Consider the following 14882-nt stretch of genomic DNA (forward strand, 5'->3'; position numbering starts at 1 on the left):
TGCCACGCATATGACAGTCGTGTGAAGCCGCTCAGGTGCCTGCTCGCGCGAGGTCGGCGAGCTGCGCGCGCGACAGGGCGACGCCCGCCCCCTGCATGAGCTCGTCGACGTGCTCGGCGGCGAAGGTGTTGACGATCGGTGCCACGATCGACCTCTGGGCGAGCAACCAGGCGATCGAGACGGCGGCGACCGGCACGCTCAGCTCCTCCGCGATCTGATCGAGCGCGCGGAGGATGCGGATGCCGCGACGGTTGAGGTTGCCTCGCAGTTGCTCGCCCCGCACTCCGCGGGAGGCGACGGACTTGTTCCGGTGGCGGCCCGAGAGGAATCCGTGCTCGAGCGCGTGCGACGGGGTCACCGCGAGGTTCTGCGCACCGGCGACGAGGCGGAGATCACCTTCGAACGACTGGCGGCGGATCAGGTTGTACGGGGCGTCGACGACCTCGATGCGCGGATAGCCCGCCGACGCGAGGATGCGCGCCTCGACCAGACGCTCCGGTGCGAATCCGAACGCGCCGACGGCCGCCACCTTGCCGGCGTCGACCAGCCACTCCACGGTCGCGAGGGTGTCTTCGAGATTCGTCGTGGCGTCGAGAGTGGCATCGAGGTAGAGCACGTCGATGCGTTCGGTACCCAACCGTGTCAGCGACCCCTCGACCGCGCGCACGAGGTTGACCGACCCGAGCCCCGGGTTGTCCGCGTGCGCGCCGATGCGCGCGCTCAGCACGACCTCGTCGCGCAGCCCGCGGGACCGCAACCATTGACCGATGATGTGCTCGCTGCGACCGCCCGAGAACCCGTCGGCGGTGTGCACGGCGTTGCCGCCGAACTCGATGTAGCGATCGAGGATGCCGTGGCTCGTCTCGAGATCGACGTTCCACCCGAACTCGGCGGCGCCGAGCATGAGCGGGAATGTCTCGAGCCCGGTCTCACCGAGCGGGACGCGGATGGTCTCGCCGACCCCCGGACCCACGATCGGGATCGGGGCGGAAGGATGCTCCGCACCCTGCGCGAGCGCGCGATCATCCGGGGCCCCTGCGCCTACGCCGAACAATCGCATACTCTCACCCCCACGTCGATCGGTGCGATCCGATCTTCGTACCTGCATTCATGCACCCCCCGGTGCGTACTTCGAGGGTATGCGAAACCGGCGAACTCGCCGACCAATCCGCGGAACGGCGGGCAAACTTCCCATAACAGTTCGATCACGAGAACGACGAGGCCCGATGCCCTCCCCTGCGGGAAGGCACCGGGCCTCGTCGTACGGAGCCGATTACTTGGCCGCGGCCTCCTCGGCCGGAGCGGCGTCGGCCGCGGGGGCCTCGTCGATCACGGGCTCGAGCGAGAGCTTGCCGCGGTCGTCGATCTTCGTGATCTTCACGAGGATCTTCTGACCGACCGAGAGCACGTCGTCGACGTTCTCGACGCGCTTGCCACCGGCGAGCTTGCGCACCTCGGTGACGTGCAGCAGGCCGTCCTTGCCGGGCAGCAGCGAGACGAACGCACCGAAAGTGGCGATCTTCACGACGGTGCCGAGGAACTGCTCACCGACCTCCGGGTTGGTCGGGTTGGCGATCGCGTTGACCTGAGCGCGGGCGGCCTCGGCCGAGGGGCCGTCGGTCGCGCCGATGTAGACGGTGCCGTCCTCCTCGATGGAGATCTGCGCGCCGGTCTCGTCCTGGATCGCGTTGATCGTCTTGCCCTTCGGGCCGATCAGCTCGCCGATCTTGTCGACCGGGATCTGGACGCTGATGACGCGCGGCGCGGTCGGCGCCATCTCGTCGGGCGCGTCGATCGCGGCGTTGAGGACGTTGAGGATCGTCAGACGCGCGTCGCGCGCCTGGGTCAGCGCGCCCGCGAGCACCGACGACGGGATGCCGTCGAGCTTCGTGTCGAGCTGGATCGCCGTGACGAACTCGCTGGTACCGGCGACCTTGAAGTCCATGTCGCCGAGCGCGTCCTCCGCACCGAGGATGTCGGTGAGGGCGGCGTAGCGGGTCTCACCGTCGACCTCGTCGGAGACGAGACCCATCGCGATACCGGCGACGGGGGCGCGCAGCGGCACACCCGCGTTCAGCAGCGAGAGGGTCGACGCGCAGACGGAGCCCATCGACGTCGAACCGTTGGAGCTGAGCGCCTCCGAGACCTGACGGATCGCGTAGGGGAACTCCTCGCGGCTCGGCAGCACCGGCACGAGTGCGCGCTCGGCGAGGAAGCCGTGCCCGATCTCGCGACGCTTCGGCGAACCCACGCGGCCGGTCTCACCGGTCGAGTAGGGCGGGAAGTTGTAGTGGTGCATGTAGCGCTTGCTCGTCGTGGGCGACAGCGAGTCGATCTGCTGCTCCATCTTGAGCATGTTCAGCGTGGTGACGCCCATGATCTGGGTCTCGCCGCGCTGGAAGATCGCGGAGCCGTGCACGCGCGGGATGACCTGCACCTCGGCGTCGAGCGGACGGATGTCGGCCAGGCCGCGACCGTCGATGCGGACGCTCTCGGTGAGGATGCGACCGCGGACGATCTTCTTCGTGACCGACTTGTACGCACCCGAGAACTCGAGGGGTGCGCCAGCGGGCAGCTCACCAGCCTCAGTCGCCGCGATGAGCTCCGCCTTGACGCGGTCCTTGATTGCGTCGTCGGCGTTCTGGCGCTCGGTCTTGTCGGCGATCTGGTAGACGTTCACCAGCTCGTCGTACGCACGACCCGCGACGAAGTCGTAGACCTCGCTCGAGTACGGCGGGAAGACCGGGTACACGCCCGGCTCCTTGGACGCGGTGGCGGCGAGCTCGGCCTGAGCCTTGACGAGCTGCGCGATGAACGGCTTCGAGGCCTCGAGGCCCTGGGCGACGACGGCCTCGTCGGGCTTGGTGGCGCCCGCCTTGATGAGGTTCCAGCTGCCCTCGGTAGCCTCGGCCTCGACCATCATGATCGCGACGTCTTCGGTGCCGTCGGCCTTGGTGACCACGCGACCGGCGACGATGAGGTCGAACACGGCCTCACTGACCTGCTCGGCCGTCGGGAACGCGACCCACTGGTCGGCGTGCTCGCCCTGGCCGGGGATGAACGCCAGGCGCACACCGGCGACGGGGCCGGAGAACGGGAGACCCGAGATCTGCGTCGACGCGGATGCCGCGTTGATCGCGAGAGCGTCGTAGAACTCTCCCGGAGCGATCGAGAGGACGGTGATGACGATCTGGACCTCGTTGCGCAGGCCGTCGACGAACGACGGACGCAGCGGACGGTCGATCAGACGGCAGACCAGGATCGCCTCGGTGGAGGGACGACCCTCGCGACGGAAGAACGAGCCGGGGATCTTGCCGGCGGCGTAGGAGCGCTCCTCGACGTCGACCGTCAGCGGGAAGAAGTCGAAGCCCTCACGCGGGTGCTTGCCGGCGCTGGTGGCCGAGAGGAGCATGGTCTCGCCGTCGAGGTACGCGGCGACTGCGCCCTGAGCCTGCTGCGCGAGGCGGCCGGTCTCGAAGCGGATCGTACGGGTGCCGAAGCGGCCGTTGTCGAGAACGGCCTCGGTGGCGGTGATTTCAGGACCTTCCAAGAGGTCTCTCCTTCTTTGTTTAGACTCGCGAATCCGTGTGACGCGCGAGCGTGTTCATGAAGGAGCGGAACGGCAGGATAAGGGCGCGCGAGCACTCTCGCGAATGTCGCCTGCGCTGGCCACCAGTAGAAAGCCACCCGACATGACGTCTGCCGAGGAACCCACCACAGGGGACCAGCTCCTCCGCCGATCGCTCCATGAGTCGATGTGAAGTTGTCCGGCCGACACAGGTCAGCCTCCCCAACCCTACCAGGGACGCCCAATTTCACCCCCGCCCCGCCGGTACGCCGCGCTGCGCCGTCGAGCGCCCCAGGTAGACGTAGTCGTCGTGCTTCGCGACACGGCCGTCGCCGGCTGCACGCCCGTGCAGCCGCCGCCACACCCAGGGCAGGGCATGGCGGGACCACCACAGTCCGGTACCGATGTCGATCTGCTCGTGCAGTGAGGCGTCGAGGGCGCCGAGGGCCTCGGCGTGCGGAACCCCGAGGATCTCGCCCGCGCGATACGCCAGGAAGCGGTGACCACTGCTGCTGAGGTGGACGAGGTCCTCCCCCCAGTGCTCGCGCTCGCGCAGCGCCGGGTGCAGGTCGGTGTCGATCAGCACCGAGCCCGTACGCGCGGCGATGCCGCCGAGCGCCGTGGCGAACGCCGCGAACCGGGCCGTGTAGATCGCCGCCGCACGCCGACCCGGCAGGAACGGCGTCACGAGGACGACCGTGGCTCCCGTCGCCCGCAGACGCACGATCGCACGCTCGAGCTCCGCGGCGAGCGCGGGGATGTCGACGCGGTGCTTCACCAGGTCGTTGGCACCGATGAGCACGGAGACCAGGTCGGGACGGAGTTGCAGGGCGCGGTCCAGCTGAGGGCCGCACACATCGGCGACCCGCTTGGAGCGGATGGCGAGATTGGCGTAGTGGAGCCCTCCCCGCGAGGCCAGCAGGAGGGCGAGGCGGTCGGCCCATCCGCGCAGCGCGCCGTCGGGGGCGGGATCGCACAGCCCCTCGGTGAGGGAGTCGCCGAGGGCGATGTACCTCTGCCACCGTGCGGGGACGACGGGCAGGGGCGTCTCGGGTCGGATGCTGCGGCGAGCGCGGAGCGAGGTGTCGACCCGCTTCAACGTGCGGGCCTCGTCGAAGTGCTCGAGGAGGCGTCCGCACACGCTGTCCCAGGAACGCTCCTGCACCGCGTCGTGGCCGGATTCACCGAACGCCCGGCGTTTGCGGGCGTCGCCCGCCAGGTCGGCCACCCGCATCCGCAGGTCGTCGAGGTCTCCCGGGCGGTAGAGCCATCCGTCGATCCCCATCCGGACGAGGTCGAGGGGCCCGCCGCGACCGGTGGCCACCACGGGCACACCGCTCGCGTGCGCTTCCTGCAACGTCTGTCCGAAGGTCTCGCTCTCCCCTGGATGCACGAAGACATCGAACGAGGCGACGGCGGTGGCGAGCGCATCGCCGTCGAGGTGACCGAGGAAGACGGCATCCGGCAGCATCGCCTGCAGGCGCGCTCTGCTCGGTCCGTCTCCGACGATGACGAGGCGCGCGCCGGGGAGGGAACGCAGCGCGACGAGGTCCTCGACCTGCTTCTCCGGGGCGAGGCGGCCCACGTACCCGATGACGACCTCCCCACCCCACCGGGCGCGCAGATTCTCATCACGGCGCGCCGGCTGGAAGCGTTCCGCGTCGACGCCTCTCCCCCACCGGCGGATCCGGTCGACGCCGAGGTGCTCGAGTTGCCGGGCGGAATCCGACGAGGGGGCGAGGGTCAGCGTCGCGCGCCGATGGAGCCGGGCGATGTGCGTCTGTGCGATCCCCGTCGTCGCGGCGACGCGATAGCGCTCGGTGTAGGCCGCGACGTCGGTCTGGTAGGCCGCGACCGACGCCACCTCGAGCCGTTCTGCGGCGAGCACGCCCCGCCATCCCAGCGCGAACGGTGACGCCAGGTGCACGACGTCCGGGCGGAAGCGCCGGAGGGAGACCGCCAGGCGCGAGGCCGGCGAGGTGCCGACGCGGACGTTGCGGTACCCCGGGAGTGCGAGGCTCGGGATCGCCTCGATCGGGGCACCGTGCAGGTCCTGCGGCATGCCGTTCGCGGCGGGGGCGATGACGTGGGCATCGTGCCCGTGTCGTTCGAGGTGGCGCAGGATCTGCAGGACGGATCCGGTCACACCGTTCATGTGCGGAAGGAAGGACTCTGTCACGATCGCGACTCTCACACCCCCAGGATGGAGGCAGCGATCGGCGGTCGAGGCCGATTCGCGGGGCGCGCACCAGATGTTCACCGGATGCACGAAAGCCCGTCACCGGCTATCCGGATTTCAGTTGCCGTTCACCGCCGGAGGGCACCGTTGAGGACGTGCCCACCGATCTCCTCGCCGATGTCCTCGCCGGCCCCTGGGCGCTCGCGGTCATGTGCCTCCTCGTGTTCGGTGACGCCTTCCTGGTGGTGATCCCCGGAGAGGTCGCGGTGACGGCTCTGGGCGCGGCTTCCGTCTCGACGGGCGCTCCCCCGCTCTGGGCCGTCATCGCCTGCGCCGCAGCCGCGGCGGCTCTCGGCGACATCGCGTGCTACCTGATCGGGCGCTTCGTCGGAACCGAACGCTGGGGGTGGATGCGCGCGCCGCGCGTCCGACGGGCGCTCGACTGGGCCCGCCGCAGACTGGACGGCGGGATGGCCACGGTTCTCTTTACCGCACGGTTCGTTCCGTTCGCCCGTCTCGCGATCAACCTCGTCGCCGGAGCGTCCCGCGTGCATCCTCCGCGCTATCTCGCCCTGGTCACCGTGGCAGCACTCGGATGGGCCGTGTACCAGGCATCGGTCGGCGCAGCCGTCGCCGCAGTCCTCCCCGGCGGACCGATCGTGGCGGTCCCCGTGTCTGTCGCGGTGGCGATCGGTCTCGGTCTGCTCATCGATCTGATCACGCGCCGCAGCAGGCGAGACCTCCCGGACGAGACGCCGGTGGCCTAGGCTGGCGGACATGAGCACCGAAGAAGGCGCCACCTCCTCCTCCGAGGAGATGAAGCGCAAGTTCAAGGAAGCGCTCGAGAAGAAGAACGCGCAGCACCGCCAGGGCGAGTCCCACCTGGATGGCGATTCCGCCGTCCACGGCGGTGCGGCCCCGCAGACGCGGCGCGAGTTCCGACGCAAGAGCGGTTGACCACCGATGCGGGAGCCGACATGTCCGTCGGCTCCCGCGTCCTTCATCCGGTGTTCGAGTCAGCTCTGCAGCGCACGCCGACGCGCGCGCTCCTCCTTCGCCGACATCTCGTCGAGCGCGGACTCCTTGAGCTCGTGCACGTCAGCAGCCTCGCTGCCGTCGGACATCCCGTGGTCGTCGACCCCGTCCAGCAGTGATTCGTCGAACGGCAGGTCGCCCCTGAGCACCCGACCGACCCGATCGCGATCGATCTGCTTCGTCCACGTGCCGATCAGGAGCGTCGCGACCGCGTTGCCGGTGAAGTTGGTGAGAGCGCGTCCCTCGGACATGAACCGGTCGATGCCGACGATCACGCCCACGCCGTCGACGAGATCGGGACGGTAGGCCTGCAGTCCCCCGGCTAGCGTCGCGAGTCCCGCGCCGGTGACCCCGGCCGCTCCCTTGCTCGCGATGATCATGAAGACCAGCAGACCGATCTGCTCGCCGATCGACATCGGCTGCCCCATGCCGGTCGCGATGAACAGCGAGGCCATGGTGAGGTAGATGGCCGTTCCGTCGAGGTTGAACGAGTAACCGGTGGGAACGGTGATGCCGACGACGGGCTTCGACACCCCGACGTGCTCCATCTTCGCGATCAGCCGCGGAAGGGCCGACTCCGACGACGACGTGCCGACGATCAGCAGGTACTCCCGGCCCAGGTACTTCATCAACCGGAAGATGTTGACCCGCGTCACGGCGTAGAGCAGAACGCCCAGGATCACGACGATGAACAGGATGCACGTGATGTAGAACGCCACCATCAGGATGCCGAGGCTCCAGATCGCCGAGATGCCCGTCTTGCCGACGACCGCGGCGATCGCTCCGAACGCGCCGAGCGGTGCGAGCCAGAGGATCATCCCGAGAATGCGGAAAACGACCTTCTGGAGGTTCTTGACCGCGTCCATGATCGGTGCGCCGCGGTCGCCCAACCCCTGCAGCGCGAAGCCCGTGAGCAGCGCGATGAAGAGCACCTGCAGCACGCTCTCTCCGGTGAACGCCGAGAAGAACGTCGCCGGGATGATCCCGAGGATGAAGTCCTGGGTGCTCTTCGCCTCCGCCGTGTCGGCATCGTACGTCGCTCCGGCCATATCGAGGCCCGATCCCGGGTGGATGAGGTTGCCGACGACCAGCCCGATGGCCAGGGCGAAGGTCGACATCACCATGAAGTACAGCAGCGCGAGTCCGCCGATCTTCCCGACCGTCGCGGCCTTGGCGATCGACCCGACCCCGACGACGATCGTGCAGAAGATGATCGGGGCGATCATCATCTTGATCAGCGCCACGAATCCCTTGCCGAGCGGCTCGAAGCTCTGCCCGACCTCGGGCCAGATCAGCCCGACGAGTGCGCCCAGCACGACCGCGATGATCACCGACACGTAGAGCCAGGTGTGACGGTCCCAGGACTGCTTGCCGCGCCTCCAGTGGAAGCCGGGCAACGTGAATCCGGTGGTGATGGCCATTGTTCCTCCTCGGAGATGAACGTCGTCGTTCGGGACCGGCGTCGTCGCCGGCGGTGTGCCCACGTTCGCCGACTTCCCGCGACGGCACCATTTGTGGTCGTATTGGTCACATTCGCCACCGCAGACGAAGGGAGACGCGATGTCGCACGCCCGCACCGACCGGAGCGCGGCCTCGCGCGTGTTCCTCGTCCTGCTGGTGTCCGCCGGCGTCATCGGCGCCCTGGTGGCGCTGTTCCTGGTCGTCGAGGCGCAGCGCGCCACGCGTGCGGAGGCCGAGCGGGTGACCGCGTCCACCGCCGTCGCGCTCGCCGCGTCACCGCTCGTCTCGTCGTCGCTCGCGGACGCGGACCGGGAACGCGCGACGCGCACGCTCGAACCGTACGCCCTGGAGGTCATCGACGCCGCGGGGCTCGACTTCATCACGATCATGACGACCACCGGCATCCGGGTGACCCATCCCGATCTCGACGAGATCGGGAAGCCCTATCTCGGCACCATCCCCGATCGTCCGGCGCCTCTCACCGAGGAGTTCACCGGCACACTGGGCCCCTCGGTCCGCACCATCGTCCCGGTGACGGGTGCGGACGGGAGTCTCCTCGGCTGGGTGGCCGCGGGCGTCACCACAGAAACCATCAGCGAAACGCTGCTGCGACGCCTTCCCCTCTCCCTCGGCATCACCGCCGCCCTCGTGGCGGCCGGGGCACTCGGCGCCTGGGCGGCACGGCGGATCACTCGACGGATCGCCGGGGATCTGCCTCCGGGTCAGGTGAGAGACGCCGTATCGTCCTACGAGTCGATCCGTACGCTCGGCGACGCGCTGCGCGCTCAGACACATGAGCACGGCAACCGCATGCATACCGCTGTCGCGCTTCTCGAACTGGGGCGCATCGACGAGGCCATCGAGATCCTCACCGAGACCTCGCGGCAGAGCCAGTCGCTGGTGGACCAGGTCACCGCCCGCCGGCACGGCGACCCCACCGTCGGAGCACTGCTGCTCGGCAAGGCCTCCCAGGCGAAGGAGCGCGGAATCGACTGGCGCATGACCATCGCGCCCGACACTCCGCCGACGCCGCTGTCGCCCGTCGACAGCGTGTCGGTCCTGGGCAATCTGATCGACAACGCGATGGATGCCGTGACGGATTCCGACGACAGGTGGGTGTCGGTCACACTGCGTCGCTCGCCGAGCGACGGGATCGAGCTCGACGTGGCCGACAGCGGCCCCGGTGTCCCCCCATCGCTGCGCGACGAGATCTTCGCCTCCGGATTCTCGACGAAGGAGGCGGGCGTCGCAGGGCGAGGGGTCGGGTTGACGCTCGTGCGCGCTCTCGTGCTCGATGCCGGTGGCCGGATCGAGGTCCGCGACGATCCGACCACCTTCCACGTGACCCTTCCGGCTGCGCGCGGGCGGGGCAGGCGATGATCCGCGTGCTGCTCGTCGATGACGACGCCCTCACGCTCGAGCTGCATCGGAACTACATCGAGCGGCTCGACGGGTTCGTCGTCGCCGGGGAGTGCACCGGAGCACGCGCCGCGGTGCAGGCGATCCTGGACCGCGCGAACGGCGACGGATTCGACCTCGTGCTCCTCGACGTGACGATGCCCGACGGCTCCGGACTCGATGTGCTGCGCACACTCCGCGCCCGCTCCGCCGCCGTCGACGTGATCGCGATCACCGCGGTGCGAGACGCCGAGACGGTCCGTCAGATGGCGGCGCTCGGTGTCTTCCAGTACCTCGTCAAACCGTTCTCGTTCTCCGTCTTCCAGGAGCGACTGGCGCAGTACCGCGCGCATCGCACGCAGGCGCGGGCGACGGACGGAGAAGCGACCCAGGCCGAGATCGATGCGCTGCTGGGGAGGTCGACCGGGAGCATTCCCCTGCCGAAGGGCCTCTCACCCTCCTCTCTGGATCGGGTGACGGCCGCGCTGCGGCGCAGCGGACCGCTCTCGGCGAGCGAGGCTGCGGCCGAGCTGGGGATGTCGCGCGTCGCCGCTCGGAGGTACCTCGAACACCTCGCCGCTGAGGGCCTCGCCGACCGCGGGGCACGCTATGGCGCCCGCGGTCGCCCGGAGACCGAGTACACGTGGCGACGAGGCGACGGAACCTGAGCCCACGCCTGCACCGGCTGCCGTGCATGCGGGGCGCTCAGCGCGGAAGACGTCCGTGGTGGAGGAGGCCATCCGGGTCGACCCGCTCCCGCACCGCACGCAGGCGTGCGAGCGCCTCGCCGGTCGCCGCCCCGGCGAGCGTCTGCCCGGGCGTGAGGAAGGTGGGAACCGTGCGCTCGGCGGATGCCGGTGCGACGATCTCGCGGAAACGCGCAAGGCTCGCATCACCGGGCTGAACCGGAGCGCCCGGGAACAGCGGAGCGAGCGCGTACACGAGCCATCCGGCCGATTCGAGACCGGCGAATCCCGCGCGCCGCGGTGTTGCCAGCGCCCCTCCGAGCATGCGGAACTCGATTCCGATCACCGGCCACTGGTCGTCGTGCCGATGGAACGAGAGGAGCGCATCGATCGTGTCGTCGTCGAGACTGGCCAGCGCCGCCGAGGCACCACGGCTCGGCGTGGGCTCGGTCGGTTCCCCCGATTGTGCAGCGATGGTGACGGGAGAGGTCTCCCCCACCGCCTCTCGCTGCACGGGCGCGACGCTCCGTAGGCGCTCGAGCAGATCATCGGCCGGGCCCGCGGTCGAGATGAGCTGCACCGTCACGAAGCTCTTGCCGCGAATCGCTTCGGGCAGCTGCGGCGCGTCGGGCATGCGGGTCGACGTGACCGACGCGTTCAGCGTCGGCGGTGCGACCGGGGCCAGGTCGCGCACACCGCGGAGGACCGCCTCGGCATCCGCGACGTCGAAGACCAGCGTCGCGCCCCAGACGGCGGGGGCGGGCACCAGATCGATCTCGAGCGCCGTGACGACGCCGACGACCCCGCCCGCGCCGCGCAGTGCCCACATGAGATCGGGGTCGCTCCCGTCGTCGACGCGCTCGTGGCGCCCGTCGGTGCGCAGCACCCACGCCGCACGCAGGTTGTCGGACCCGAGACCCGCCGTGCGGCTGAACAGGGAGTGACCGCCGCCGAGCGTGTAACCGGCCACGGTGACGACCGGGCTGCTCCCCGCCGGAGCGACCCATCCCGAGCCCTCGAGCGCCTCGATAACGCGCCCCCACCGCACCCCGGCACCGACGACGGCGGTCCCCGCAGCCGTGTCGATGTCGAGCATGTCGAAGTCAGCCATGCGCACCAGGATCGCCCCGGTCACATCGCTCCCCGCCCCGTGACCGCCGGGCTGCACCGCGAGGGGCATCCCGGTCTCGCGTGCCGCGACGAGCAGCGCCCGGAGATCGCCGACGTCTCGAGGATTCGCCACCAGCGCGGGGTGCTGATCGATCGAGAGGTTCCACGGCGCCCGTGCGGCGTCGAAACCGGCATCGTCGGGCAGCAGCATCCGCCCCGCGAACGAACGACGGAGGGCGGCGATTGCTTCGGAGGCTGACATGACGCCACCGTACGATGCCCCACGGACATTGTCGATGGCGTCATGCCCCGCGCTCACTCGCCGGCGAGGCCTCCGAGCATGTGCCCGAACGAGCGTCCCTCGCCGAGGTAGGTCGCGGGGTCGAACGGATCAGTCGCGACCGCCGCCTCCCGGCGAGCGATGACGTCGGCCAGCTCGCGCGCACCCTTCTCGACGCGCTTGGCGAGCGGGGCGACGTCGTCACCCGCGCCGCCCCAGTCGCTCGAGGCCGCGAAGACGCCGGTCGAGACCGCGTCGGCGTGGAGGTAGGCGAAGAGCGGCCGGATGGCGTAGTCGATCGCGAGCGAGTGACGGGCCGTGCCCGCATTCGCACCGATGAGCACCGGCTTTCCCGTGAGCGCGTCGGGGTCGAGCACGTCGATGAACGACTTGAAGAGTCCCGAGTAGCTCGTCGAGAAGATCGGCGTCACCGCGATGAGGGCGTCCGCCGAGACGACCGTGTTGATCGCGGTCTCGAGGGCGGGAGGAGCGAACCCCGTGAGCAGGTTGTTCGTGATGTCGTGCGCGTAGTCGCGCAGTTCGATCACGTCGACCGTCGCATCGATCTCGCGAGCGGCGAGTTCTCTCACGGTCTCGGCGGCGAGACGATCCGCGAGCATCCGTGTGGACGACGGGTTCGAGAGTCCGGCCGAGACGACGGCGATCCGACGCGTGGTCATCTCACGCCTCCTTGCGGCCGAGGCCGAACGACGCACCGGCGGGGGCCGGCGTGTCCTGGTAGGGGCTGTCGCCGGTGAGGTTGTCTCCGCGGTTCGCACCCGGGCGGGCCTGGCGGGTGGGTCCGTCGCCGAACTCCGCCTTCACTCGCGCGGCGTGCGTCGGAGCATCCGGCACCGATTCCGGGCGGTTCTCCGCCAGCTCCTTGCGCAGGACGGGCACGACCTCGCCACCCAGGATGTCGAGCTGCTCGAGGACGGTCTTGAGCGGGAGACCCGCGTGGTCCATCAGGAACAGCTGACGCTGGTAGTCGCCGTAGTGGTCGCGCATGCCCGCGTAGCGGTCGATGACCTGCTGCGGCGATCCGACCGTGAGCGGCGTCATCTCGGTGAAGTCCTCCATGCTCGGACCGTGACCGTAGACCGGTGCATTGTCGAAGTAGGGGCGGAACTGGTTCACCGCGTCCTGCGACTTGGCCGCCATGAAGACCTGTCCGCCGAGACCGACGATCGCCTGCTCGGGCGTGCCGTGGCCGTAGTGGGCGTAGCGCTGGCGGTACAGCTCGATCAGGCGCTGGTAGTGCTCCTTGGGCCAGAAGATGTTGTTCGCGAAGAAGCCGTCGCCGTAGTACGCGGCCTGCTCGGCGATCTCCGGCGTGCGGATCGATCCGTGCCACACGAACGGCGCGATGCCGTCGAGCGGGCGCGGGGTGGAGGTGAAGCCCTGCAGCGGCGTGCGGAACTTGCCCTCCCAGTCGACGACGTCCTCGCGCCACAGCTTGTGCAGCAGCGCGTAGTTCTCGATCGCGAGGGGCAGACCCTGGCGGATGTCCTGGCCGAACCAGGGGTAGACGGGGCCGGTGTTACCGCGCCCGAGCATGAGGTCCATCCGACCGTCGGACACGTGCTGGAGCATCGCGTACTCCTCGGCGATGCGCACGGGGTCATTGGTCGTGATGAGCGTCGTCGAGGTGGAGACGATGAGACGCTCGGTCTGCGCCGCGAGGGCGGCGAGGAAGGTGGTGGGGCTGGACGACCAGAACGGAGGGTTGTGGTGCTCGCCGACGGCGAAGACGTCGAGGCCGACCTCTTCGGCGTGCTTCGCGATCGCCAGCGTCGCCTTGATGCGCTCCTGCTCGCTCGGCGTCACTCCGGTGGTGGGGTCGCGCGTGATGTCGCTCACCGACATGATGCCGAACTGCATCGCGGGTGCCCCTGACTGCTCGCTCATGATTTCTCTCCAACTTCTCCGAACCCGATGATTGCACCCGGTTCTATTCACTTGAATGTATATGAGTCAACGCGATCGCACCAACTTTATTCCCGGCGGTAGCCTCGGAGCATGAGCACCACCGGAGCGGACTCCACACCGCCGGCGACAGGAACCACTCCGCGCCCCCGACGCCGCGTCCCGTTCTGGGACAACGCACGCTACGCCTGCATCGTGCTGGTGGTGCTGGGCCACGCGATCCAGCGTCTCATCTACGACTCCGACATCGCGTTCGCCTTCTACCTCGCCCTCTACGCCTTCCACATGCCGGCGTTCGCGATCATCTCGGGATACTTCTCGAAGTCGGGCTCGCCGACCAAGACGCAGATGGCTCGAGTGATCACCGACATCCTCCTGCCGTACATCATCTTCGAGACGCTCTGGACGCTCACGAAGTGGCTCGTCGAGGGCCAGGCGAACCCCAACCCGACGCAGCCGTCCTGGACGCTCTGGTTCCTCCTCGCTCTCGGGATCTTCCGCCTCGTCCTCCCCTACCTCGCGCTGCTGCGCTGGCCGCTGCTCTGGACCGTCGCGATCTCGATCGGCGTGGGCTACCTCCCCAACATCGACAGCACCTTCTCGCTCTCGCGCACGCTCGGCCTTCTGCCCTTCTTCACCCTCGGCTGGTGGCTGCGCGAACGGGACGTCGTGGCCCGACTGCGCCTGCTCGACTTCCGCCCGTGGTGGATCCGGGTCGTCGCGGTCGCCGTGCTCGCGGGCACCGGGTGGGCGGCCTGGAACTGGCTCCCGTTCTGGCAGGAGTTCGATCTGCGCCACTGGCTCTTCTACGAGGACTCCTACGCCGACCTCGGGCTCGGCGGCGAGCAGTGGTGGGCCGGCGGTGTGCGCATCGCGCTGATGCTGCTCGCGGTGCTGCTGTGCGCGGCGTTCTTCGCGCTGATCCCCCGCGGCACGTACTGGTGGACCACGTTCGGCCAGTACACGATGTACGTCTTCCTCCTGCACTCCTTCGTCCTCTACCCGTTCCGCGAGTCCGGCATCCTGCGCGACCTCGAACCCACCTGGATCTGGCTGCCGCTCGTCACACTGCTCTCGGTCGTCGTCGCGCTCGCGCTGGCCACGAAGCCCGTCCGGCGGGTGTTCCGCCCCCTCGTCGAACCGCGACCGAAGTGGCTCTTCCGCGACCCCGAGCTGACCTCCCGCGAGGGACGGCGCAACGACCCGACCGGCTCGCGACGGCCGCGATAGCCTGGACGA

Annotated in this window: 12 protein-coding genes; 5 read left to right on the plus strand and 7 right to left on the minus strand. The window is 69.2% G+C overall.

Annotated elements, in window-relative coordinates:
- Nucleotides 1-31: 31 nt before the first annotated feature.
- The 3 genes from KZC52_RS03725 to KZC52_RS03735 form a co-directional block, all read right to left on the minus strand.
- Complete coding sequence (locus KZC52_RS03725; protein WP_247622717.1) at nt 32-1060, minus strand: aldo/keto reductase; 1029 nt, start codon at nt 1058-1060, stop codon at nt 32-34.
- A gap of 213 nt (nt 1061-1273) precedes the next feature.
- A complete protein-coding gene (locus tag KZC52_RS03730) occupies nt 1274-3550 on the minus strand; it encodes a polyribonucleotide nucleotidyltransferase (RefSeq protein ID WP_247622718.1) in 2277 nt (758 codons plus the stop codon).
- 265 nt (nt 3551-3815) lie between these two features.
- On the minus strand, nt 3816-5747 hold the full coding sequence (locus tag KZC52_RS03735) for a GDSL-type esterase/lipase family protein (RefSeq protein WP_247622719.1): 1932 nt from the start codon (nt 5745-5747) through the stop codon (nt 3816-3818).
- A 155-nt stretch (nt 5748-5902) separates the two neighbouring features.
- Here KZC52_RS03735 and KZC52_RS03740 point away from each other — a divergent pair, with 155 nt between their 5' ends.
- A complete protein-coding gene (locus tag KZC52_RS03740) occupies nt 5903-6514 on the plus strand; it encodes a DedA family protein (protein WP_247622720.1) in 612 nt (203 codons plus the stop codon).
- A 10-nt stretch (nt 6515-6524) separates the two neighbouring features.
- Nucleotides 6525-6704 carry a DUF5302 domain-containing protein gene (locus tag KZC52_RS03745; RefSeq protein WP_247622721.1) on the plus strand — a complete coding sequence of 60 codons (180 nt, stop codon included), beginning with the start codon at nt 6525-6527 and terminating at the stop codon, nt 6702-6704.
- A 59-nt stretch (nt 6705-6763) separates the two neighbouring features.
- Here KZC52_RS03745 and KZC52_RS03750 read toward each other — a convergent pair whose 3' ends face one another.
- Nucleotides 6764-8203 carry a cation:dicarboxylate symporter family transporter gene (locus KZC52_RS03750; protein WP_247622722.1) on the minus strand — a complete coding sequence of 480 codons (1440 nt, stop codon included), beginning with the start codon at nt 8201-8203 and terminating at the stop codon, nt 6764-6766.
- 139 nt (nt 8204-8342) lie between these two features.
- On the opposite strand from KZC52_RS03750, the gene KZC52_RS03755 reads away from it, so the two are divergent.
- Together KZC52_RS03755 and KZC52_RS03760 are read left to right on the plus strand one after the other, a co-directional pair.
- Nucleotides 8343-9623: a sensor histidine kinase gene (locus KZC52_RS03755; RefSeq protein WP_247622723.1), complete on the plus strand. Its 1281-nt coding sequence runs from the start codon at nt 8343-8345 to the stop codon at nt 9621-9623.
- The gene (locus KZC52_RS03760; protein ID WP_247622724.1) at nt 9620-10309 is read left to right on the plus strand and encodes a response regulator; all 690 of its coding nucleotides are present in this window, start codon (nt 9620-9622) and stop codon (nt 10307-10309) included. The genes KZC52_RS03755 and KZC52_RS03760 overlap by 4 nt, the downstream gene beginning before the upstream one ends.
- Before the next feature lie 37 nt (nt 10310-10346).
- Here KZC52_RS03760 and KZC52_RS03765 read toward each other — a convergent pair whose 3' ends face one another.
- Genes KZC52_RS03765 through KZC52_RS03775 form a run of 3 tightly spaced genes read right to left on the minus strand, consistent with a single transcriptional unit; the run spans nt 10347 to nt 13625 of the window.
- Nucleotides 10347-11699 carry an FAD-binding oxidoreductase gene (locus KZC52_RS03765; RefSeq protein ID WP_247622725.1) on the minus strand — a complete coding sequence of 451 codons (1353 nt, stop codon included), beginning with the start codon at nt 11697-11699 and terminating at the stop codon, nt 10347-10349.
- A gap of 53 nt (nt 11700-11752) precedes the next feature.
- Nucleotides 11753-12397, minus strand: a complete 645-nt coding sequence (locus tag KZC52_RS03770) for an FMN reductase (protein ID WP_247622726.1) — start codon at nt 12395-12397, stop codon at nt 11753-11755.
- Between the two features lies 1 nt (nt 12398).
- Nucleotides 12399-13625: an LLM class flavin-dependent oxidoreductase gene (locus KZC52_RS03775; protein ID WP_247622727.1), complete on the minus strand. Its 1227-nt coding sequence runs from the start codon at nt 13623-13625 to the stop codon at nt 12399-12401.
- A gap of 111 nt (nt 13626-13736) precedes the next feature.
- Here KZC52_RS03775 and KZC52_RS03780 point away from each other — a divergent pair, with 111 nt between their 5' ends.
- On the plus strand, nt 13737-14873 hold the full coding sequence (locus tag KZC52_RS03780) for an acyltransferase family protein (protein WP_247622728.1): 1137 nt from the start codon (nt 13737-13739) through the stop codon (nt 14871-14873).
- The last annotated feature ends 9 nt before the right edge of the window (nt 14874-14882 follow it).

Origin of the sequence: Microbacterium galbinum, assembly GCF_023091225.1 — a bacterium.
Lineage (GTDB): Bacteria > Actinomycetota > Actinomycetes > Actinomycetales > Microbacteriaceae > Microbacterium > Microbacterium galbinum.